The sequence below is a fragment of the Streptomyces sp. NBC_01546 genome, assembly GCF_045208355.1.
In the GTDB taxonomy this organism is placed as follows: Bacteria; Actinomycetota; Actinomycetes; order Streptomycetales; family Streptomycetaceae; genus Streptomyces.
In genome coordinates, this window is the sequence record NZ_CP109379.1 from 5371731 (window position 1) to 5394338 (window position 22608).

At 70.6% G+C, this 22608-nt stretch carries 20 protein-coding genes and 2 tRNA genes; 19 read left to right on the forward strand and 3 right to left on the reverse strand.

Annotation, left to right across the window (positions count from 1 at the left end):
- Positions 1-15 precede the first annotated feature (15 nt).
- A complete protein-coding gene (galE, locus tag OHA89_RS24535; protein ID WP_406367108.1) occupies positions 16-1041 on the forward strand; it encodes a UDP-glucose 4-epimerase GalE in 1026 nt (341 codons plus the stop codon).
- Between the two features lie 72 nt (positions 1042-1113).
- Here galE and OHA89_RS24540 read toward each other — a convergent pair whose 3' ends face one another.
- A complete protein-coding gene (locus tag OHA89_RS24540; RefSeq protein WP_215141842.1) occupies positions 1114-2286 on the reverse strand; it encodes a glycosyltransferase in 1173 nt (390 codons plus the stop codon).
- Positions 2283-5153 carry a bifunctional glycosyltransferase family 2 protein/CDP-glycerol:glycerophosphate glycerophosphotransferase gene (locus tag OHA89_RS24545; protein ID WP_266609732.1) on the reverse strand — a complete coding sequence of 957 codons (2871 nt, stop codon included), beginning with the start codon at positions 5151-5153 and terminating at the stop codon, positions 2283-2285. The genes OHA89_RS24540 and OHA89_RS24545 overlap by 4 nt, the downstream gene beginning before the upstream one ends.
- Positions 5154-5330: 177 nt before the next feature.
- Between OHA89_RS24545 and OHA89_RS24550 the strand changes: the two genes are divergently transcribed.
- The 7 genes from OHA89_RS24550 to OHA89_RS24580 all read left to right on the forward strand — a co-directional run bounded on the left by OHA89_RS24550 (position 5331) and on the right by OHA89_RS24580 (position 11813).
- Positions 5331-6368 (forward strand): glycosyltransferase family 2 protein, encoded by a 1038-nt coding sequence (locus OHA89_RS24550; RefSeq protein ID WP_266609733.1) that lies wholly within the window; start codon positions 5331-5333, stop codon positions 6366-6368.
- Entirely contained in the window at positions 6365-6799 is a 435-nt protein-coding gene (locus OHA89_RS24555; RefSeq protein ID WP_266609734.1) for a GtrA family protein, read from the forward strand. The genes OHA89_RS24550 and OHA89_RS24555 overlap by 4 nt, the downstream gene beginning before the upstream one ends.
- 77 nt (positions 6800-6876) lie before the next feature.
- Positions 6877-8004, forward strand: coding sequence for a glutamate 5-kinase (proB, locus tag OHA89_RS24560; RefSeq protein WP_266609735.1), 1128 nt, complete (start codon positions 6877-6879; stop codon positions 8002-8004).
- Between the two features lie 88 nt (positions 8005-8092).
- Entirely contained in the window at positions 8093-8512 is a 420-nt protein-coding gene (locus OHA89_RS24565) for a hypothetical protein (RefSeq protein ID WP_406367109.1), read from the forward strand.
- A 158-nt stretch (positions 8513-8670) separates the two neighbouring features.
- Positions 8671-9948: a glutamate-5-semialdehyde dehydrogenase gene (locus OHA89_RS24570; protein ID WP_266609736.1), complete on the forward strand. Its 1278-nt coding sequence runs from the start codon at positions 8671-8673 to the stop codon at positions 9946-9948.
- A gap of 77 nt (positions 9949-10025) precedes the next feature.
- Positions 10026-10580 carry a hypothetical protein gene (locus OHA89_RS24575; RefSeq protein ID WP_266609737.1) on the forward strand — a complete coding sequence of 185 codons (555 nt, stop codon included), beginning with the start codon at positions 10026-10028 and terminating at the stop codon, positions 10578-10580.
- A 69-nt stretch (positions 10581-10649) separates the two neighbouring features.
- Complete coding sequence (locus OHA89_RS24580) at positions 10650-11813, forward strand: hypothetical protein (protein WP_266609738.1); 1164 nt, start codon at positions 10650-10652, stop codon at positions 11811-11813.
- On the opposite strand, the gene OHA89_RS24585 is transcribed toward OHA89_RS24580, so the two are convergent.
- A complete protein-coding gene (locus OHA89_RS24585) occupies positions 11797-12873 on the reverse strand; it encodes a M48 family metallopeptidase (RefSeq protein ID WP_215141855.1) in 1077 nt (358 codons plus the stop codon). The two genes, OHA89_RS24580 and OHA89_RS24585, sit on opposite strands and share 17 nt — an antisense overlap.
- A 140-nt stretch (positions 12874-13013) precedes the next feature.
- Here OHA89_RS24585 and OHA89_RS24590 point away from each other — a divergent pair, with 140 nt between their 5' ends.
- The 11 genes from OHA89_RS24590 to OHA89_RS24640 all read left to right on the forward strand — a co-directional run bounded on the left by OHA89_RS24590 (position 13014) and on the right by OHA89_RS24640 (position 22572).
- Positions 13014-13181, forward strand: a complete 168-nt coding sequence (locus tag OHA89_RS24590; RefSeq protein WP_037836848.1) for a hypothetical protein — start codon at positions 13014-13016, stop codon at positions 13179-13181.
- A gap of 51 nt (positions 13182-13232) precedes the next feature.
- Complete coding sequence (gene nadD, locus OHA89_RS24595) at positions 13233-13850, forward strand: nicotinate-nucleotide adenylyltransferase (RefSeq protein ID WP_215141857.1); 618 nt, start codon at positions 13233-13235, stop codon at positions 13848-13850.
- A gap of 24 nt (positions 13851-13874) precedes the next feature.
- Positions 13875-15548, forward strand: a complete 1674-nt coding sequence (locus OHA89_RS24600; RefSeq protein WP_406367110.1) for a LytR C-terminal domain-containing protein — start codon at positions 13875-13877, stop codon at positions 15546-15548.
- A gap of 116 nt (positions 15549-15664) precedes the next feature.
- Entirely contained in the window at positions 15665-16111 is a 447-nt protein-coding gene (gene rsfS, locus OHA89_RS24605; RefSeq protein WP_215141872.1) for a ribosome silencing factor, read from the forward strand.
- On the forward strand, positions 16108-16764 hold the full coding sequence (locus tag OHA89_RS24610; protein WP_215141991.1) for a histidine phosphatase family protein: 657 nt from the start codon (positions 16108-16110) through the stop codon (positions 16762-16764). Before rsfS ends, OHA89_RS24610 begins: the two co-directional genes overlap by 4 nt.
- A gap of 147 nt (positions 16765-16911) precedes the next feature.
- Positions 16912-16984 (forward strand) — tRNA-Ala (locus tag OHA89_RS24615).
- A gap of 143 nt (positions 16985-17127) precedes the next feature.
- The gene (locus OHA89_RS24620) at positions 17128-17361 is read left to right on the forward strand and encodes a hypothetical protein (protein ID WP_008738908.1); all 234 of its coding nucleotides are present in this window, start codon (positions 17128-17130) and stop codon (positions 17359-17361) included.
- A gap of 129 nt (positions 17362-17490) precedes the next feature.
- Positions 17491-17563, forward strand: a tRNA-Ala gene (locus OHA89_RS24625).
- 259 nt (positions 17564-17822) lie between these two features.
- Positions 17823-20708 carry a leucine--tRNA ligase gene (leuS, locus tag OHA89_RS24630; RefSeq protein ID WP_406367112.1) on the forward strand — a complete coding sequence of 962 codons (2886 nt, stop codon included), beginning with the start codon at positions 17823-17825 and terminating at the stop codon, positions 20706-20708.
- A gap of 129 nt (positions 20709-20837) precedes the next feature.
- On the forward strand, positions 20838-21596 hold the full coding sequence (locus OHA89_RS24635; RefSeq protein ID WP_266609741.1) for a hypothetical protein: 759 nt from the start codon (positions 20838-20840) through the stop codon (positions 21594-21596).
- 130 nt (positions 21597-21726) lie between these two features.
- On the forward strand, positions 21727-22572 hold the full coding sequence (locus OHA89_RS24640; protein WP_215141878.1) for a DegV family protein: 846 nt from the start codon (positions 21727-21729) through the stop codon (positions 22570-22572).
- Positions 22573-22608 lie beyond the last annotated feature (36 nt).

Consider the following 22608-nt stretch of genomic DNA (forward strand, 5'->3'; position numbering starts at 1 on the left):
ACCAAGGAGATACACATGACGTTTCTGATCACCGGTGGCGCCGGATACATCGGCGCACACGTCGTCCGGGCGATGCTGCTCGCGGGGGAGAACGTGGTCGTCCTCGACGACCTCTCCACGGGCAACGAGGACCGTGTCCCGGAGGGCGTACCGCTGGTGGTCGGCTCGGTCCTGGACCGGCTGATCCTCGACAAGACCATCCGTGAGCACAAGATCACCGGTGTGGTGCACCTCGCGGGCAAGAAGCAGGTCGGCGAGTCCGTCGAGAAGCCGCTGTACTACTACCACGAGAACGTGCAGGGCCTGACGGTGCTGCTCCAGGCCGTGGCGGCCGCGGGCATCCGCAACTTCCTCTTCTCCTCCTCCGCCTCCGTCTACGGCATGCCCGACGTGGACCTGGTCACCGAGGACACCCCGTGCGCGCCGCTGAGCCCCTACGGCGAGACCAAGCTGGCCGGCGAGTGGCTGGTGCGCGCCGCCGGCAAGGCGCACGGCATCTCCACCGCCTGCCTGCGCTACTTCAACGTGGCGGGCGCCGCGACCCCCGAGCTCGCCGACACCGGCGTCTTCAACCTGGTCCCGATGGTGTTCGAGCGCTACGACGCCGGCCAGGGCGCCAAGATCTTCGGCGACGACTACCCGACCCCGGACGGCACCTGCATCCGCGACTACATCCACGTCGAGGACCTGGCGGAGGCCCACGTGGCGGCCGCCCGCAAGCTCGCCGAGTGGGCCTCGGCCGGGGACTACAAGGACCTCACCGTCAACATCGGGCGCGGCGAGGGCGTCTCCGTCGCCGAGATGGTCGAGCTCCTGAACAAGAACACCGGGCACGACCTCGCCCCGGTGATCAGCCCGCGCCGTCCCGGCGACCCGGCGAAGGTCGTGGCCTCGGCCGACAAGATCACGGGCGAGCTGGGCTGGAAGGCCCGGCACGACGTCCGCGAGATGGTCACCTCCGCCTGGGCGGGCTGGGAGGCCAACAAGGCCGCCCGCCTGGACGCGCACAAGGACGCGCACAAGGACGTCCACAAGGCCTGAGACTCCATCGGCCACACACGGAGCCGCCCGCCCCGGACGCGTCCGGGGCGGGCGGCTCCGTCGTACCTGCGGTCAGCGCTCCAGGAAGGCGAACAGCGTTTCCCACCGGTCGGTGATCTCGGCGCTGGAGTACCGCTTCACCGTCTGGAAGGCGGTGTCGCCGAGTCGGTCGCGCAGTTCGCGGTCGGACATCAGCGCGTTCAGGTGCCCGGCCAGCTCCATCGTGTTGCCCAGCCGGGCCAGCAGCCCGTCCTCGCCGTGCGTGACGATCTCCCGTACGCCCGGCGCGCAGTCGAAGGCGGCCACCGGTACGCCCGCCGCCATCGCCTCCAGCAGGGTGATGGGGAACCCCTCGGCGCGCGAGGCCTGCGCGAAGACCGAGGCGCCGCGCAGGGCGCCCAGTACGTCGTCGGTGCTGCCCATCCACTCCACGGAGTCGTCCAGCCCCAGCGCCGTGCAGTGCGCCCGCAGGGTCGGCTCCTCCAGGCCCGCCCCGTAGATCCGCAGGACCCAGTCGGGGTGGTGCGGGGCGGCGTCGGCCCATGCGTCCAGCAGCAGGTCGACGCCCTTCTCGAAGGCGAGGCGGCCGACGCTGGCGACGACCTTCTCGGTGCGCGGGGCGGGGGAGTCCGGCATGAAGGGCAGCGGGTTCGGCATGCTCCCGACGTTCTCCATGCCCGCCCGGATCCACAGGTCCGCGTCCTCGGCGGTCAGCACCAGCAGCCGGTCGACCTCGGGGTAGTGGCGGCGGACCCGCTCGCCGCGGGTGGACTTCTGGCTGGCCTCGAACGACTCGTGGCTCATGCCGATGACGCTGAGCCCCTTGGTGTCGGCGAGCGCCACCCACTCCATCGCCCAGACCTGGGTGACGATCACGACACTGCCGGGGCGGGCGGCGCGGAACAGTTCGCTCAGCTGCTCCGCCTTGGCCCGCATCCGCGCCCGCCGGGCCGCCTGGCGGCGCCGCTCGGGTGCGTTCAGCCGGCCCTTGATCCCGTGCAGCCGGCGCGCCGCCGGCGGGTGGGCCTCGTACAGGGTGGTCATCTCGTACGGGAGGTCCGCGGGCAGCTTCTGCCGGATCTCCTCGGCGACCGGGGCGATGCCGACGATGTGCACCTTGTGCCCGCGTTCGGTGAACAGCCGGGCCATCTGGTGCGACCAGGTGGTCACGCCACCGAGCTCGTCGACGTTGTTGGAGACGAGGAAGATGTCACGGCCGCCCGGGGTGGCGGTCTGCTGGCTCACTTGCCGCTCCTGGTGAAGAACTTCTCGACGATCTGGCGGGCCGCGTCCCCGCGGTCGTACTCGCCGAACTCGGTGAGGAAGCGCTGCCGCGCCTCCGCGTACTTGGCGTCCGCCTCCTCGAAGGCGGAGAGGGCCTGCAGGAGTTCGTCCGCCGTCGCCACCACCGGGCCCGGGGCCTTCTCCTTCAGGTCGAAGTACGTGCCGCGGATGTCGTTGGCGTACTTCTCGTAGTCGTACGCGAAGAACAGCATCGGCCGGTCCAGGACCGCGTAGTCGAACATCACGGACGAGTAGTCCGTGATCAGTCCGTCGGCGAGGGCCAGCAGCGGGGTGATGTCGTGGTGCCGGGACACGTCGATCACCCGGCCCGCGACCGACGGCGGCAGCGACACGCTGTTGAGGTAGTGGGTGCGCACCAGCAGCGTGAAGCGGTCGCCGAGCCGGTCGGCGAACTCCTCCACGTCGAAGGGGAAGGTGAAGCCCTCCACCGCGCCGTCCGCACCCGCCCGGAAGGTCGGCGCGTAGAGCAGCACCTTCTTCTCCGGGTCGATGCCGAGCTCGGCCGCCAGCGGACCGCGCACCCGCTCACCGCTGTCCGCTTCGCTCAGGTGCGCCTCGACGAGGGCGTCGTTGCGCGGGTAGCCCGTGCGCAGCAGCACCTCGTCGCGCAGCCTGAAGCCCTTGGCGAGGGTGCGGGTGTCGTGCTCCGAACGGATCAGGAAGTGGTCGAAGCGGTCGACGGCCGCCTGGAACCGGGCCTGGCCCGCGCGGCCCTGCGCCTTGGTGCGGGGCTCGTGGAAACCCATCCGCTTGAGCGCGGAGCCGTGCCAGGTCTGGATGTACGTGGTGCCCGGGCGCTTGGCCAGGGCCAGCGGGAAGCCCTGGTTGTCGACCCAGAACTCGGCCTGGGCCAGCGCCCGCAGGTAGGGCCAGCTCCAGCGCCGGACCAGGGTGGCCTCCTTGGGGAAGCCGGTGGGCCGGGCGCCCGCGTAGGACCAGATCGCCTCGAACGGGGCGCCCTGGCGCACCAGCTCCTCGTAGATCGCCTTCGGGCTGTCGCTGTACTGCTTGCCCATGTGGCTCTCGAAGACGACCGTGCCCTTCTTGACCGGCAGCTTCGAGAAGACCTCGTGGTAGACCTTCACCTTCTGCTCGCCGGAGCCCATGCTCCGGCGGACCCGCAGGGCCTTGCGCAGGCCCCGCTTGACCACGTTGGCCGCCTTGCCCTGTATGGCGTTGTTGATCAGGCTCTGGGTGCGGACGGCGGCGGCGCTCTCGGCGGTCAGGACGTAGGAGAGGTTGCCCTTCTTGGTGACCTCCGGCTCGAAGCGGTCGGAGACCAGCCGGGTCAGCCGGGGCCGCACGCGCAGGCGGGCCGCCGAATCCAGGTCGAGGCCGCCGACCGAGACGCGGGTGGTGATCTTGTCACTCCCCGCGGTCAGCTTCAGCCGGACGTCCCAGACGGCGTCGATGATGCCGAGCGGGCGGACGGTGCTGCCGATGTCGGCCGTACCGGTCCACTCGATCGTGTCACCGGCGTGCCGCACGGTTGCCACCGGGAAGCTGAAAGAACGCACGCCGATCTGCCGGCGGGCCCGGAACTCGAGCGAGGCCTTCAGTTCCGCGTCGTCCGGGATCCGGCCGAGCGGGTTCACGACGGTGCCGGAGAGCGTGACGCTGCCGCGCCCGTCGTCCTCGTAGGAGGTGAGACGGTTCCCCAGGGTGAGGGAGGTGAGCGGGGTGGTGTGGAAGCCCTGCTCGGTGACGTCCAGTATCCGGCGGGCCTCCGCGTCGTCGAGGTGTCCGCCGCACCAGTAGACGCGCCCGTCCCGCTCGGCGAGCGGCGAGGTGAGCCGGCCCTTGTTGGTCATGGCGTCGGCGGCCGGGAGCAGGTTGTCCCAGTCCTCCTTGCCCAGCAGGTAGGCGCAGATGGCCTGGAGGTACGTGACGTTCTCGTACGCGGCCGGGTCGATTCCGGCGAGGTAGCCGTTGGCGAGCCGGGCGAACTCCTGGCGGTACGCGTCGCTCAGCAGCGGCAGGTCGCGCAGGTGCAGGACCAGGTCGTGCTTGAGGAACTTGGCGTCCTTCGCGGACTTGATGTCCGTGTGGCCCTTGGACGCCAGCAGCTCGTCGACGCGGCGGTGGATCTCCATCCGGTGGACGAAGTTCGCGATCTCGTGGCGCCGGTTGCTGATCGACTTCGCCGCGGCCTTCTCGATCACGTTCCAGAAGTAGACGTGGTTCGGGATCAGCGTGATGCGGCGGGCGGCGACGTACGCCTGGGCCGAGAACAGCAGGTCCTCGTAGTGGATCCCGACCGGGAACTCCAGGCCCTGCTCCAGCAGGAACGAGCGCCGGTAGCACTTGTTCGTGGAGAGGGTGTCGTAGACCAGCAGGTCGGGGAACTCGGTGATCGACTCCAGCGTGCGCGTGCGCGAGTAGATCCACGGGTACCACTCGGTGGTCTTGTTCCACCGGTTGTCCAGGTGCACGCGCACGCACATGCCCGAGACCAGGTCGGAGCCGGTGCGCTCGGCGGCGTCCAGCATGTTCCGGCAGGCGTTGCGCTCAAGGACGTCGTCGCTGTCCAGGAACATGACGTACGTTCCGGTGGCCTGCTGGATGCCGTGGTTGCGGGGCGCACCGCAGCCGCCGCTGTTCTCCGGCAGCCGGAAGGCGCGCACTCTCCCCGGATGCGCGGATTCCAGTTCCTGGGCGACCGCGTAGGACCGGTCCTTGCTGCAGTCGTCGACGATCACGACTTCGACCCCGTGCAGGGTCTGGTCCAAAACCGACTGGACTGCTGTCGACAGACGCTCTGCGTCGTTGTAGACGATGACGACCACGGAGACGTCGGGCACGTGCACCTCGATCCCTTCGTTTCGTTTCGTTTCGTTCAGCTCATTCCGCTTATCTCGTCCACGCTACCGTGCGCCGCACTCGTCTCAGGCAGGCCGACTCTCGGCGTGCATACTTCTAAGGAAGTGGTGAGTGGCGGGTCCGGTCGCTGACATTCACCCGTTCGGATCCAGCAGGAAGTGTTCATGACGAAGCTGTCCGTAGTTGTCCCTTGCTACAACGAAGAGGCCGTCATCGACAGCTTCGACGTGGAGATCCGCAGGGTTCTGGACGCCCTGCCCGTCGAGTACGAGGTCTGCTACGTCGACGACGGCAGCCGCGACGGCACTCTCGGCAAGCTCCGGAAGATCGCGGCCGAGCACGGCGAGCAGACCCGGTACGTCTCCTTCAGCCGCAACTTCGGCAAGGAGGCCGGCATGCTCGCCGGCCTGCGCGAGGCCACCGGCGACGCCGTCGTGATCATGGACGCGGACCTCCAGCACCCGCCGGAGCTCATCGCGACCATGCTCGACCACTACCGGCAGGGCCACGACCAGATCATCGCCCGCCGTACGCGCGAGGGCGACAAGAAGCTCCGCTCCGCGCTCAGCCGCCTGTACTACCGGGGGGTGAACCGCTGGGTCGACGTCGAGCTCGCCGACGGGGTCGGTGACTTCCGGATGCTCTCGCGCGGCGCCGTGGACGCGCTGCTGTCGCTGCCGGAGTACAACCGCTTCTCCAAGGGTCTGTTCTCCTGGATCGGCTTCGACACCGTCCACTTCGACTACCGCAACGCGCAGCGCGAGGCCGGCGAGACGAAGTGGAAGTTCGGCTCCCTGCTGAACTACGGCATGGACGGCCTGATCTCCTTCAACAACCGGCCGCTGCGGATCGGGATCTGGCTCGGCGTGTCGCTGGTCGCCCTGACCGGCCTGTACGCGCTGTGGATCACCGTCATGGCGATCACCAACGGCGTCGAGTCCCCGGGGTACGTCACCCTCGTGGCGATGATCGCGGGCATCGGTGGCGTACAGATGATCATGCTGGGCCTCATCGGCGAGTACATCGGCCGCATCTACTACGAGACCAAGCGCCGGCCGCACTTCCTGGTGAAGGAATCGCACGGCGCGGAGCGTGCGGACGGTGTCGTGCGCGCGGGCGGCGCGGCGCGCGCCGACGGCGTGGCTGCCCGCGCGGTGGAGGCATCGGTCGTGGAGCGCAGCTCGGAGCGCAGCCCCCGATGAACAGCAGTCGCAAGGACCAGCTCGGCCAGATCTTCCGCTTCGCCCTCGTGGGCGGGGTCAACACCGGCACCTTCTTCGGCATCTACCTGCTCCTGCACCCGTGGATGCCGTACTTCGCCGCCTACTCGCTCGCTTTCGTGCTGGCGATGGTCGGCTCCTTCTTCATGAACACCTACTTCACCTACCGGACCCGGCCGACGTGGAAGAAGTTCTTCCTCTTCCCGCTGACGAACATCACGAACTACGTGATCCAGTCGGTCGGCCTCTACGCGCTGGTGGCCTGGGCCGGGATGGACACCCGGATCGCCCCGCTGGTCGCGGCGGTCGTGGCCATCCCGTTCACCTTCCTGATCTCGCGCAGGATCCTCATCCCGGGGGCGGCCCGGGCCGCGGAGCCGGAGCCCGTGGAGGCCGGGCGGTCCAGGAGCTGAAACCCCCGAGCAGCCGCCCCTTCCCACCCCGTAGATTTGACCAGGCAGGCATTCCGGCAAGGGGCAAGGGGACAGACGTGTCAGCGGCTAGGCAAGGTGTCGTGGACGCCCGCAGGATCGTGGTCAAGGTCGGCTCCTCCTCCTTGACCACCGCGGCGGGCGGACTCGACGCCGACCGGGTGGACGCTCTGGTCGACGTCCTGGCCAAGGCCCGCAGCGGCGGGGAGAAGGAGATCGTCCTCGTCTCCAGCGGAGCCATCGCCGCCGGACTCTCCCCGCTCGGACTGCGCCGCCGCCCCAAGGACCTGGCCCGGCAGCAGGCCGCCGCCAGTGTCGGGCAGGGGCTGCTCGTCGCCCGGTACACCGCCTCCTTCGCCCGGTACGGGGTCCGCGTCGGCCAGGTGCTGCTCACCACGGACGACACCAGCCGGCGGGCGCACTACCGCAACGCCTACCGGACCCTGGACCAGCTGCTGGCCATGGGCGCGCTGCCCGTCGTCAACGAGAACGACACCGTCGCCACGGACGAGATCCGCTTCGGCGACAACGACCGTCTGGCGGCCCTGGTCGCCCACCTGGTCCGGGCCGATCTGCTGGTGCTGCTGTCCGACGTGGACGGCCTCTACGACGGCGACCCGTCGCTGCCCGGCACCACCCGCATCGACGAGGTCCGCGGCCCCGAGGACATCGCGCACGTCTCCATCGGCAGCGCGGGCAAGGCGGGCGTGGGCACCGGCGGCATGGTCACCAAGGTCGAGGCGGCCCGGATCGCGGCCGCCGCCGGCATCCCCGTGGTCCTGACCTCCGCGAGCCAGGCCGCCGACGCGCTGGCCGGGCGCGCCACGGGCACCCACTTCCACGCAACGGGCCGCCGCTCGGCGGACCGGCTGCTCTGGCTCCAGCACGCGTCCACGCCCCAGGGGCACCTGGTCCTCGACGAGGGCGCGGTGCGCGCGGTCACCGAGCGCGGCAGCTCACTGCTGCCCGCCGGGATCGCGGCGGTCGAAGGCGACTTCGTCGCCGGGGACCCCGTGGAGCTGCGCTCCGCCGACGGCCGCGCCGTCGCCCGGGGTCTGGTCAACTTCGACGCCAAGGAGCTCCCGCAGCTCCTCGGCCGCTCCACCCGAGAGCTCGCACGGGAACTCGGACCCGCGTACGAGCGGGAGGTCGTCCACCGGGACGATCTGGTCCTGCTCCAGGGCTGAGGTTCGGCAAAACCGCCGCGCGGCGGGCCGTGGGCTGGTCAACTGTGAGGGGCGGGCGGACACGCGTGGCGGAGACAGGAGGCGGCTGGTGAGACGAGCGCTGACCAGTGTCGGTCCGGGGGACGGTGACGGCGGCGGCGGTGGTGGCGGGGACGAGCAGAACCACGACTCGCGCCTCTGGCACGTGACCCTGAGCGTCTCCGGCAAACCGGCCCCGCTGTCGGACGTCCGGCGCGGACTGGAACAACTGGCCCATGACCACCCCTTCCTGCTGACCAGCCGGTACGCCGACGACCACGCCGAGATCCGGTACTGGGAAGAGGCCCGCGACCTCCACGACGCGGCGGCCGTCGCCCTCCGCCTGTGGGGCGAACACCGCTCGTCGGCGCAGCTCCCGCCCTGGGAGATCGTCGGCCTGGAGGTCATCGACCGCGCCACCTACCACCAACGCGTGGCCGAGGGCTACGGCCCGCCGCCGGCCCACCCAGTCGGTGTACACCCGTACTGACAATCCAGCCCCGCCGGCGTTTGAGGCGTGGGGGTCCCCCCGGACGGAGTCTGGGGGAGGGTCTGGGGCGGAGCCCCAGGTATTTGAGCCGCGGTCCGGCCGTCTCGGGGGCTGGAAACCCCATCGGCCAGGGTCCGGCCGGGGATTACCCTGGCGGCATGACCTCGCTCGATGCTGCCACCTCGCCCGTCCTCGCCACCGCGCAGCGGTCCCGCACCGCGGCCGCCGCCATCGCCCCGCTCCCGCGGTCCGCCAAGGACACGGCCCTGCTGGCGATCGCGGACGCCCTGGAGGCCCGTACGGCCGAGATCATCGCGGCCAACGCAGTCGACACCGACAAGGCCCGCGCCGCCGGCACCAGCGAGACCGTCATCGACCGCCTCACCCTGACCCCCGAGCGGGTCGCCGCCATCGCCTCCGACGTACGGGACGTCGCCGCCCTCCCCGACCCCGTGGGAGAGGTCGTCCGCGGCAGCACCCTCCCCAACGGCATCGACCTCCGGCAGATCCGCGTCCCCCTCGGCGTCGTCGGCATCATCTACGAGGCCCGCCCCAACGTCACCGTCGACGCCGCCGCGCTCTGCCTGAAGTCCGGCAACGCCGTCCTGCTCCGCGGCAGCTCCTCCGCGTACGCCTCCAACACCGCGCTCGTCGGCATCCTGCGCGACGCGGTCGCCGCAGCCGGGCTGCCCGCCGACTCGATCCAGCTCGTCCCCGGCGAGTCCCGCGAGTCCGTCCGCGAGCTGATGCGCGCCCGCGGCCTCGTCGACGTGCTCATCCCGCGCGGCGGTGCCTCCCTCATCAAGACCGTGGTCGAGGAGTCCACCGTCCCGGTCATCGAGACCGGTACCGGCAACTGCCACGTCTACGTCGACGCGCAGGCCGACCTCGACATGGCCGTGGAGATCCTCGTCAACTCCAAGGCCAGCCGGCCCTCCGTCTGTAACTCCGCCGAGACCCTCCTCGTCCACCGCGACATCGCCGACGCCTTCCTGCCGCGCGCCCTCGACGCCCTCGCCGACGCCGGCGTCACCGTCCACGGCGACGCCCGGGTCCTCGCCGCCGCCGAGGACACCAAGGTCACCGCGCTGCCCGCCACCGACGAGGACTGGGCCGCCGAGTACCTGTCCTACGACATCGCCGCCGGCGTCGTGGACTCCCTCGACGACGCCGTCGCCCACATCCGCCGCTGGACCTCCGGGCACACCGAGGCCATCGTCACCACCTCGCAGGCCGCCGCGCGCCGCTTCACCCAGCTGGTCGACTCGACCACGGTTGCCGTGAATGCCTCCACCCGGTTCACGGACGGTGGCCAGTTCGGCTTCGGCGCCGAGATCGGAATCTCCACGCAGAAGCTGCACGCCCGGGGCCCGATGGGCCTTCCCGAGCTGACCTCCACCAAGTACATCGTCACCGGCGACGGTCACGTCAGGTAATCGGCGACTGAACACGGTGTGGCCGGATTTCGGCGGACACCCTGCCCAAAGCAGCCCCCCAGGTCTACGCTGGTCCTGTGCCGGACGACGTGGGGGGCAAGCCGTTCCCGGACGACGGGGAGCCCGACGACGACCGCGGAGGCGCGGACAAGGACTTCGCCTCCGTGGTGTTCGACGAGGACTTCGTCCGGAACGCCGAGATCCATGAACCGAGCGCCGCGGAGCGCCAGCGGGCGGCCGACCGGGCGCGCGCCGAGGCGGAGGCCGCCCGCGCCGTCGCCGGAGGCTGGACGGGCGACGACGACTACGACAGCTACGGATACGGCCACCCCGACGGGTACGGCCTCGACGACAACGGCTGGGACCACGACCGCGGCTACGGCGGTGCCGACGGCCCGTACGGGGCCTACGGCGGTAGCCTGCGCCCCTACCGCGGCCGCGCACCCTGGCTGCGTCCCGTCGCCTGGGTGCTCGCCTTCGTGATGGGCCTCGGCATGGTCGCACTCGCCTTCAGCGCCGTCTACCGAAGCGCCGCGGGCGAGGCGGACCCCGCCCCGGCGCCCGCCAGCACCCCCCTGAGGGAAGTCACCGGCGTCGGTGCGTTTACGTACCCCTCCGACCGCCAACCCTGAAGGTAACGACCCCACTCGCATACGCCGGAGCTGGGGGCTTCTCTGAAGCGGGGACAGCGGGGAGAAGCGATGGCCGTGCCAGGAGATCCACCCAACGGCACCCCCGAGGACATCGGAGGGGGTGACGACGAATTCCGGTCGGAGGAGCTCCGCTCGGTGGTGTTCGACGAGGACTTCGTCCGAGCTGCCCGGCTCCAGGAATTCTCCGCACAGGAGCGCATGGGCGAACACGCCCGCGCCGTCCGCAGCCGCTCCATCTGGTCGGCCGGCGGCGGCTCCGGCTCCCGGACCAGTACCCCCGGCCGGGGCGCCCGCCAGGGCATGCTGCTCGTGCTGCTCATCGCCACGGCCTTCTCCTGCGCCGTCTACATGGGGCTGCGCAACCCGTACGTCCCCCCGGCCGGGGGTCCCGCCGAGCCGCTCAGCAGCACCGTCGTCCCGCTCGCACCCGCCGCGGCCGTGCCCGGCGGGCGGCCCGCCGACCTGTACGCCAACAGCCCTGCCGCCGACTACCGCGTCGGGGCGGCCGGAATCGCCCTGCCGGCCGTGCGCCGCACGCACCACTTCACCGACGCCCAGGTCATCACCGCGCTGTCCATCGCCAAGGACTACCTGGTGCAGTCCTCGCTGGACCCCGACATCCTGGCCGGAGCCGCCACCCGGCCGGTGCGGGTCCTGCTCGACCCCGACCAGCTGGCGCAGTTCGACCGCAGCATGACCTCGCCCGCCGGTGACGGCCGGCACGCCACCACCGGCTGGCTGATCCGCTTCGACCCGGGCACCGCCGTCGTGGCCGACTCCCGGGTGCGGGTCCGGGGCACCCTCGCCTTCGAGGAGGTCACCCCCGATGTTCTGGAAGTGACCACCGACCACACCTTCGTGTACGCCGTGCGCCCGGCGACCGGAGCACCCGCCGCGGCCGACGGGGCCTCGCTCTTCACCGTCCGCCGCGAGCTTCGGCTGCGCTTCGACCGGGAGGACCTCAATGCCCGGCGGACGGAGCTGGCCTCGGCCTATGTGATGGCCGGGCCGCAGGCCTGCTCGAGCGACCCGGCCGACGGATTCCGCCCGCTGCTGGCCGGAGCGGGCCCGACCACGGTGGGCCCGGCCGCGAGCGACCCGTACGCCAGCGGCCAGCCGCGCCGCACGGCCGGGCTGTGCGGCGTGCTCGCGCAGACCACGACCCCGCCGGCGACGACGACCCCGGTCAGCCCCGTCAGCCCTGCTCCGTAGCCCCGCCCTTGCCCTCCGAGGCGCCACCGGCAGCGGCGCCGGTGCCCGTGAACTTGTCGCGGAGCTTGCCGCCCAGGTCGCCCGCTCCGCCCGCGATGTCGCCCACCAGCTTCATCAGCGGATCCTTGCTGGTACGCACCGAGTCGGCGTAGTGCGCGGCGGACTGCCGGAAGGAATCGGTCACCGAGGTGTCCTTGTCTTCGTCCCGCCGCGGGTAGTGGCCGTCCATGATCCGCTGGAAGTCGCGGTTCTCCGACCACTTCTTCAGCTCGGCCGCCCGCACAGTGGTGAAGGGGTGCGTCCGGGGCAGCATGTTCATGATCTTCAGTACGGAGTCGCGCAGATCGCCGCCCGCCTCGTACTCCTCGGCCTGGGCCAGGAAGGCGTCCACGTTCATCTCGTGGATGTGGTTGCCGCCCGCCAGCTTCATCAGACCGCGCATCGAGGCCTGCAGGTCCTGCCCCACCAGCAGCCCGGCCCGGTCGGCGGAGAGCTCCGACTTGCGGAACCACTCCCGCAGCGCGGTCACGATCGCCATGATCGCCACATTGCCCAGCGGGATCCACGCCACCTTCATGGCCAGATTCGTCAGGAACAGCAGGATCGTGCGGTACACGGCGTGCCCCGACAGCGCGTGGCCCACCTCGTGGCCCACCACCGCCCGCATCTCCTCCTCGTCGAGCAGCTCGACCAGGCTCGTCGTCACCACGATGATCGGCTCGTCCAGCCCGATGCACATGGCGTTGGGCCGCGGGTCCTGCTGCACGTACATCTGCGGGACCTTCTCCAGGTCCAGGATGTAACAGGCGTCGCGCAGCATCTCGTGCAGGTGCGGGAACTGGGTCTCGCCGACGCGCACCGAGTCCGACAGGAACAGCAGCCGCAGGCTGCGCTCCGGAAGCAGCCCGCTCAGCGCCTTGAACACCGTGTCGAAGCCGCTCAGCTTGCGCAGCGCGACCAGCGCCGAGCGGTCCGCCGGGTGCTCGTACGCCCGCGAGGAAATGCCGGGGAACCTCCTGCGGTCCCGCGCCGGCACCTTCTCGAACCCTGTCTGCGTCATAGCGCCCTCCCCTGGATCGACCTTCGTGGCCCTGCGTCTATCCTCTCCAACGCCTGAGTCGGCGCGAGCGTGCCCCAGGCCCCCGCATACGATGTGAGCGAAGTCTCCGCCCGCTCCCCGACTCGATAGGTACCTGCCTGATGAGCCTCTCCTCCACCGCCCACAACCTGGTCGTCCTCGCCTCGGAGGGGGCCGAGCAGCACGGCGGCAACCACGACAGCCTCAACCCCTACCTCACCGGCGGCGGCGCGCTCTTCATCCTCCTCCTGATGCTCTGGGTCACCACGCGCCTGAACCGCGACCGCTAGGTCGACCCGGCCTGGACCGCCGGGTCCCCCGGGCCAGTAGGCTCTGCGCTCATGGGAGAGCAGGAGACGCCTACCGGCCCGGTCAAGCGCCGGCTCGGGGTGATGGGCGGCACATTCGACCCGATCCACCACGGACACCTGGTGGCCGCCAGTGAGGTGGCCTCGCTTTTCCACCTCGACGAGGTGATGTTCGTGCCGACCGGCGAGCCGTGGCAGAAGTCGCAGCGTGCCGTGTCGCCCGCCGAGGACCGCTACCTGATGACGGTCATCGCCACGGCCTCGAACCCGCAGTTCTCGGTGAGCCGCATCGACATCGACCGCGGCGGGCCGACGTACACGATCGACACCCTGCGGGACCTGAAGGCGCTGAACGACGACGCCGACCTGTTCTTCATCACCGGTGCCGACGCGCTCGCCCAGATCCTGACCTGGCGAAACGCCGAAGAGCTGTTCTCGCTCGCCCATTTCATCGGGGTCACCCGGCCCGGCCACGTCCTCACCGACGACGGACTGCCCGAGGGCGGTGTCTCCCTGGTCGAGGTGCCCGCGCTGGCCATTTCCTCCACGGACTGCCGCGCACGGGTCGCCGAGGGGGATCCTGTCTGGTACTTGGTGCCCGATGGCGTGGTGCGCTACATCGACAAGCGTGAGCTGTACCGGGGAGCCTGAGCTTCCGGAGAGAGGGGCCCCGCGGTGAACGACCGACAGGATCCGTACGACCCGTACGCCCACGAGCAGCCGCTCATCGGCTACGACGCGTACGGGCGGCCGGTGTACGGCCAGGCGCCCGCGCAGCCCGCCCAGCCCGCCCAGGACTACGGACAGCAGCAGTACGGCTACGACTACCAGGCGCAGGCCCAGGGGTACGGCCAGCAGCCGCAGCAGCAGTTCTACGCCGAGCAGGCCCAGCCCGCCCAGGACTACGGGCAGCAGGAGTACCAGCAGGCCCCCGCCTACGGGTACGACACGCAGCAGACCCAGCAGGCCCAGCAGACGCAGCAGTGGATCCCGCAGCAGACCGCCCCGGAGCCCGAGCCCGAGCGGCAGCGGACCCCGCAGGTCCCCGAACCGCGCCGGCCCGACACCGAGCCCCAGGCCGGGCGGGACTACCGCACCGAGATGTTCGCCTTCATCGACCAGCCGGACGAGGACTCCGAGGACGTCATCGACTGGCTCAAGTTCACCGAGAGCCGGACCGAGCGCCGCGAGGAGGCCCGCCGCCGCGGCCGCAACCGGGTGGTGGCGCTGATCGTCGTCCTCGCCGTGTTCGTCGTCGCCGGCCTCGGCTACCTCTGGTACGCGGGCAAGCTGCCCTTCCTCGACGGTCCCGGACAGAAGAACAACGCCGCGACCGCCGACGCCGGGGCGCAGAAGCGCGACATGATCGTCGTCCACGTGCACAACACCAAGAAGGGCGGCACCTCCTCGGCGCTGCTCGTCGACAACGTCACCGCCAAGCAGGGCGCCACCGTCCTGCTGCCCAACACCCTCGGCGTGCCCGGCCCGGACGGAACCGCCACGGGACTCGGCAAGGCCGTCGAGGGGGGCGGCCTCGGCACCCGCGAGGCCCTCGACTCGGTGCTCGGCACGCACATCGGCGGCACCTGGCGGCTGGACACCCCCTTCCTGGAGAACCTGGTCGAGCTGGTCGGCGGCATCGAGGTCGACACCGACGCGGCCGTCCCGGCCGACGACGCGGCGAAGGCACCGGCCGTCGCCCAGGGCCAGAAGCAGAGCCTGAGCGGCCCGATGGCCGTCGCGTACGCCACGTACCGGGCCCAGGGCGAGCCGGAGGCCAAGCAGCTGGAGCGCATGGGCAAGGTGCTGTACGCGGTCCTGCGCAAGGTCCCGAGCGACCCGAAGGCGGCCGCGGTGACGGTCGACAGCATGGGCCAGATCCTCGACCCGGCCCTGAACTCGCAGACGCTCGGCGCCCTGCTGTCGCGGCTCGGCGCGCACGCCAAGGTGGGCGCGTACCGCACCGACGTCCTCGGGGTGAAGCCCGACGGGGCCCTGACGGACGACGCCACCCAGAAGGTCGTCAAGGAGGTGCTCGGCGGCTCGGTCGCGGCGGCGCAGCCCGGTGCGGCCCCGCGCGTCGGCCTCAAGGACGCCACCGGCGACGAGAAGACACAGATCGCGGCGAAGGCGGCGCTGCTCAACGGCGGCTACGACTTCGTGGACGGCGGCAAGGCGGACAAGACCGCTGCCGCCTCGCAGATCACGTACCAGGACGACGCCCAGAAGGACCGGGCGATCGAGGTCGCCAAGACGCTGGGGCTGCCCGAGACGGCCGTGAAGAAGGCCGAGAACGCCGTGAACGCGGACGTCGTGGTGATCCTGGGCAAGGACTACAAGGCGTCCTGACCCGGATCCGAGGCTCTGACATGTGGTTTCGCCCGCGCGGAACGTTCCGCGCGGGCGGTGTCGGCGGTACATGAGACCCTTGTAAGGATCTGCCCGCCAACCCGAAAGCATGGCCAGTGACCGCCACGGACCGCTCCATCGAGCTCATCACCACCGCCGCCCAGGCCGCGGCTGACCGGCTCGCGCACGACATCATCGCGTACGACGTCAGCGACGTGCTGTCGATCACCGACGCCTTCCTGCTCGCCTCGGCGCCCAACGACCGCCAGGTCAAGTCGATCGTGGACGAGATCGAGGAGCGCCTGCTCAAGGAGCTCGGCGCCAAGCCGGTGCGCCGCGAGGGCGACCGCGACGCCCGCTGGATCCTGCTCGACTACGTCGACATCGTCGTCCACGTCCAGCACAGCGAGGAGCGGGTCTTCTACGCGCTGGAGCGCCTGTGGAAGGACTGCCCCGAGATCGAGCTGCCCGAGGACGCCAAGCTCACCATCGGCAAGGCCGAGGAGCACGCCAAGCTGCGCGAGGCGGCCGGCGACGACGAACTGGACGGTGATCTGTTCTGAGCACGACCACCACGGGCAAGTCCGGCAGGAAGATCGTCCTCTGGCGGCACGGCCAGACCGCGTGGAACCTGGAGCGGCGCTTCCAGGGCTCCACGGACATCGAGCTGACCGAGACCGGAGTGGCGCAGGCGCGCCGCTCCGCTCGGCTGCTCGCCTCGCTGAAGCCGGACGCCATCGTGGCCTCCGACCTCCGGCGCGCGGCGGCCACCGCCGAGGAGCTGGCCTCCGTCACGGGGCTGACCGTGACGCACGACGCGGCGCTGCGCGAGACGTACGCCGGCGAGTGGCAGGGCCTGACGCACGACGAGATCCTCGGGAAGTACGGCGAGCAGTACGCGGCGTGGAAGCGCGGCGAGCCGGTCCGCCGAGGCGGCGGTGAGCTGGAGACCGAGGTCGCCGACCGCGCCGCGCCGGTGGTGCTGGAGCACGCCGACCGGCTGCCGGAGGGCGGCACCCTCGTCGTGGTCAGCCACGGCGGCACCATCCGTACGACCATCGGCCGCCTGCTGGGCCTGGACTCGTACTACTGGGAGGGCCTGGGCGGGCTCTCCAACTGCTGCTGGTCCGTCCTCGGTGAAGGCGCGCGCGGCTGGCGTCTGATGGAGCACAACGCCGGCACGCTGCCGGAACCGGTGCTCGGCGACGACGACTGAGCCGAGCTCCCGGCGGCCTGTCCGCCGCTCCTCCGCCGCTCCCCGCCGGGGCTGCCACCCGGATTTCACTTTCCGGCTGGTCACAGGCTAGAGTTCTTCTTGTTCGCAGCGCGGAACACCGGAGACGGGGGGAGCGCGGCGGAGAGCGGGGCTATAGCTCAGTTGGTAGAGCGCCTGCATGGCATGCAGGAGGTCAGGAGTTCAATTCTCCTTAGCTCCACAATCAGGATCCCGTCCCCAACAGGGGGCGGGATCCTTGTTTTTGTACCCTTTGCGATTGCTGACCCGGCCTGCACTTGCATGGCAGAATCGGACGGCCGGAGGGGGAGACGACGGCCCGATGCGGGAGGGAGTCGCTGACGGATGGGTGCACACCGGCGCCGGTGCGACTGGTGCAACAACGGCACGCCGATCGTGCGGGACATGGACCCGGTCAACCCCGACTACCAGTACTGGTGCGAGGAATGCGCGCGGGCGCTGATCATAAAAGGCGACCCGATCGAGACGTACCGTGAGCTGGAGGGGGAGCCGATCTACGGCCGGCTGCTCGACGAGCACTGCACGCTCAAGCGGTTCTATCAGTTCGCAAGAGCGTGACGAATAGGTCAAATCGGGCATGGCCTTCGGTCGACGGAAACCGATTTTTGGACCAGGGCCATGACCGTGTAATGTTTGGGACGTCGCCAAGGAGAGCCGGAAACGGAAGCCGGGCGGCAGGCAAGACAAGGGGCTATAGCTCAGTTGGTAGAGCGCCTGCATGGCATGCAGGAGGTCAGGAGTTCAATTCTCCTTAGCTCCACAGTGAAGAAGCGGGCCACCCGGATCGGGTGGCCCGCTTCTCGTCGTGTGCTCACCGTTCGGAACGGCAGAGCGTCGGCGGGGGCCGCTGCGGTACCCTGACGCCATGCGTGCCGTACGCCTTCTGCTTACCGAGCCGCGCTGATCAGTACCGACCCTTCCAGACGGTCGGCATCGGCGCGGCGTCCCCTCCTGTGCGAGGGGTTTTTTCGTTTGGGCAGGCAGAGACGGCAGAGACGATCGATGGAGCTTCAGAAATCATGAGCGAGACGAACACCCCGGCCCCCGAGGCGGCCGAGGGGCACCGTTACACGGCTGCCATGGCCGCCGACATCGAGGCACGCTGGCAGGACGTATGGGACGCGCAGGGCACGTACGAGGCCCCGAACCCGACGGGTGACCTGGCCGGTACTGATTCAATTCAGGCGGCCGCGGTGGTCGCACGGCCCAAGAAGTTCATCATGGACATGTTCCCGTACCCGTCCGGCGCGGGGCTGCACGTCGGCCACCCGCTCGGGTACATCGCCACCGATGTCTTCGCCCGCCACCAGCGGATGACCGGGCACAACGTCCTGCACACCCTGGGCTTCGACGCCTTCGGCCTGCCGGCCGAGCAGTACGCGGTGCAGACCGGTACGCACCCGCGCGTGTCGACCGAGGCGAACATCGAGAACATGAAGGTCCAGCTGCGCCGGCTGGGCCTGGGCCACGACAAGCGCCGGTCCTTCGCGACGATCGACCCGGACTACTACAAGTGGACCCAGTGGATCTTCCTGCAGATCTACAACTCCTGGTACGACACGGACGCGCGCAAGGCCCGTCCGATCGCCGAGCTGGTCGCCGACTTCGAGAGCGGCTCCCGTGAGGTGCCCGGAGGCCGCGCCTGGGCGGAGCTGACCGCGGGCGAGCGGGCCGACGTACTGAACGAGTACCGGCTGGCGTACTCCTCGGACGCGCCCGTCAACTGGTGCCCCGGGCTGGGCACCGTACTGGCCAACGAGGAGGTTACCTCCGACGGCCGTTCCGAGCGCGGCAACTTCCCGGTCTTCAAGGCCAAGCTGAGCCAGTGGAACATGCGCATCACCGCCTACGCGGACCGGCTGCTGGACGACCTGGACGCGCTGGACTGGCCCGAGGCCATCAAGCTGCAGCAGCGGAACTGGATCGGCCGCAGCGAGGGCGCGCGCGTCGACTTCCCGCTGGGCGACGAGGCGATCACCGTCTTCACCACCCGCCCGGACACCCTGTTCGGCGCCACCTACATGGTGCTGGCGCCCGAGCACCCGCTGGTCGAGAAGTTCATTCCGGCCGCCTGGCCCGAGGGCACCCACGAGGTGTGGACCGGCGGACACGCCACGCCGGCCGACGCCGTCACCGCGTACCGCAAGCAGGCCGCCTCGAAGTCCGACGTCGAGCGTCAGGCCGAGGCCAAGGACAAGACCGGTGTCTTCACCGGTGAGTACGCGGTCAACCCGGTCAGCGGCGAGAAGGTCCCGGTCTTCATCGCCGACTACGTGCTGATGGGCTACGGCACCGGCGCGATCATGGCCGTACCGGCGCACGACGGCCGCGACTTCGAGTTCGCGCGCGCCTTCGAGCTGCCGATGCGCTGCGTCGTGCAGCCGAACGACGGGCGGGGCACCGACCCGGCCGAGTGGGACGACGCCTTCGTCTCCTCCGAGGCGAAGCTGGTCAACTCCGCGGGCGAGGGCATCTCCCTGGACGGCCTGGGCGTCGTCGAGGCCAAGGCCGCCATCACCGACTGGCTGGCCGGGCGCCGCATCGGCGAGGGCACGGTCAACTTCCGGCTGCGCGACTGGCTGTTCAGCCGCCAGCGCTACTGGGGAGAGCCCTTCCCGATCGTCTACGACGAGGACGGCGTCGCCCACCCGCTGCCGGAGTCGATGCTGCCGCTGGAGCTGCCGGAGGTCGAGGACTACTCGCCGCGCACCTTCGAGCCGGACGACGCCACCTCCAAGCCGGAGACCCCGCTGTCCCGCAAGGCGGACTGGGTCGAGGTCGAGCTGGACCTGGGCCGCGGCGAGGGCGTCAAGCGCTACCGGCGCGAGACCAACACCATGCCGAACTGGGCCGGTTCCTGCTGGTACGAGCTGCGTTACCTGGACCCGAACAACTCCGAGGCGCTGGTCGACCCGGCGATCGAGCAGTACTGGATGGGCCCGCGCGAGGGTCAGCCGCACGGCGGTGTCGACCTGTACGTGGGCGGCGCCGAGCACGCGGTGCTGCACCTGCTGTACGCCCGCTTCTGGTCGAAGGTGCTGTTCGACCTGGGTCACGTCTCGTCGGTCGAGCCGTTCCACAAGCTCTACAACCAGGGCATGATCCAGGCGTACGTCTACCGCGACGAGCGCGGCTTCCCGGTGTCGGCCACGGAGGTCGAGGAGCGCGACGGCAAGTTCTACTTCGAGGGCGAGCCGGTCAAGCGCGAGCTGGGCAAGATGGGCAAGTCCCTGAAGAACGCCGTCACGCCCGATGAGATCTGCGAGGAGTACGGCGCGGACACCCTGCGCCTGTACGAGATGGCGATGGGCCCGCTGGACGTCTCGCGTCCGTGGGACACCCGGGCCGTGGTCGGCCAGTACCGGCTGCTGCAGCGTCTGTGGCGCAACATCGTCGACGAGGAGACCGGCCAGGTCACCGTCGTGGACGGGGAGCCGGGCGAGGACACGCTGCGCGCGCTGCACAAGGCCATCGACGGGGCCGGCTCGGACATGGCGGGGCTGCGGTTCAACACGGCCATCGCGAAGATCACCGAGCTGAACAACACCCTGACCAAGGCCGGGCGCCCGCTGGAGCGGCCGGTCGCCGAGGCGCTGGTGCGACTGGTCGCCCCGCTGGCCCCGCACATCGCGGAGGAGCTGTGGCACCGCCTGGGCCACAGCGACACGGTGGTCCACCAGGACTTCCCGGTCGCGGACCCGGCGTACGTCGTGGACGAGAGCGTGACGTGCGTGGTGCAGGTCAAGGGCAAGGTCAAGGCGCGCCTGGAGGTGCCGCCGACGATCTCGGACGCGGAGCTGGAGCAGCTGGCGGTCAGCGATGAGGGCGTGGTCGCGGCCCTGGGCGGTGCGGAGATCCGCAAGGTGATCGTGCGCGCGCCGAAGCTGGTGAACATCGTCGTCTGAGTCACCCGCTTGCCATGGGGGACATCCCGTACGGGCAGGTTGGGGGTTCGATTGGAACCCTCAACCTGCCTGTGGCGTTTACGGTGGAGGGGACGGACAAGAGCAGCGGGGACCGGGGAAGGGACACTCATGGAGGCCGCGTTGATCATCTTCGCGCTGATGGTGCTTTTCGCCTTCCTGGGGCTGGGCGTGTACGCCACGGTCAAGGTGGTGAAGGCGGCCAAGCGCGGCGTGGATCGTACGATCACACAGGCCCGCCGGACGGTGGAGGACACCACGCTGCGGGCCAGGAGCCTGGGCCAGGTCGGGGTCGCGGGGGCACTGGCGCAGCTGCGGCTGGACCTGCGGATGTCGATGCGGGCGACGCAGCAGGCGCTGTCTGACGGGGTCCGGTCGGATGCCTCGCTGAAGGAGTCCATCGGGCTGTTCCGGCGGCTGAGCGAGCACGGGCAGGAGCTGGACGCAGAGCTGAAGCGGCTGGAGCAGGAGCCGGACCGGCGGAGGATCGCCGAGAGCCTGCCCGACCTGCGCGAGCGCACCGCCAAGATCACGCAGGCGGCGGACTCGCTGCGGTGGGCCGCGCGGGATCGTGCGCGCCGGTTCGCGGCCGACGACCTGTCCACGCTGTCGGAGCAGATCGAGGTCGAGTCCGGGGCGCTGCGGGACTGGTCGCGGGAGTCGGTGGACGACCTGACGGCGGCGGCCGCGGCGTGGGACGCGGCGCAGGCGCAGGGTGCGGCACAGGGTGCGGCACAGGGCGCTGCGCAGGCGCAGGCGGCGCATGGCCGGGGTGCGGGTTCGGGGCCGGGGCCGGCGGCGCTGAACCGGGCCGCTCCGGCGCCCCAGTACCCCTGGCAGAAGGCACGCCGGCCGGAGAGCACCACCTGATCCGGGGCGTGCGGGGCCGGATGCCGTGACCTGGGTGCCGTAGGCTCTGGCCGCTGCCGGGACCCGGCCAGCGGCCCCGCCGAGGGGCCCAGGCTGCCGTCGCACCCCCACTGGCGGTAACCTCCGGCTCATGTCCCGCCATGTCGCCATCGTCACCGATTCCACGGCCTACCTGCCCCAACCGGCCATGGCGCGGCACGGAATCACCTCCGTCCCGCTCACCGTGGTACTCGGCGGCGAGGCCCTGGAGGAGGGCACCGAGATCTCGGCGCGCAGCCTCGCCCTGGCCCTGCAGAAGCGCCGGTCGGTCACCACCTCGAGGCCCAGCCCGGAGGAGTTCGTCCGGGCGTACCGGGCGGCCGCGGACGCGGGTGCGACCGGCATCGTGAGCCTGCACCTGTCCGCCGAGTTCTCCGGTACCTACGACGCCGCCGTGGTCGCGGCGAGGACCGCGCCCGTGCCCGTCCGTGTCGTGGACACCGGCATGGTCGCGATGGCCCTCGGTTTCTGCGCGCTCGCCGCCGCCGAGGTGGCCGAGGCGGGCGGTTCCGTCGACGAGGCGGTGGCCGCCGCCGAGAAGCGGGCGGCGAACATGTCCGCGTACTTCTACGTCGACACCCTCGACTACCTCCGCCGCGGCGGGCGGATCGGGGCCGCCCAGGCCCTCCTCGGCTCGGCCCTGGCGGTGAAGCCGCTGCTGACCCTGGCCGACGGGCGGATCGAGATGCTGGAGAAGGTGCGTACGGCCTCCAAGGCCATCGCCCGCCTGGAGGAGCTGGCCGTGGAGCGCGCCGGGTCGGGCAGCGTCGATGTCGCGGTGCACCACCTGGCGGCGCCGGAGCGCGCCGAGAAGCTCGCCCAGCGGTTGCGGGAACGCATTCCCGGGCTGGTCGAACTGCACGTCAGCGAGGTCGGTGCGGTGATCGGAGCGCACACCGGGCCGGGGCTGCTGGCGGCGGTCGTCTCGCCGCGCTGAACAGCGGGGCGGAGCCGAGCACGGGGCTGAGCGCCG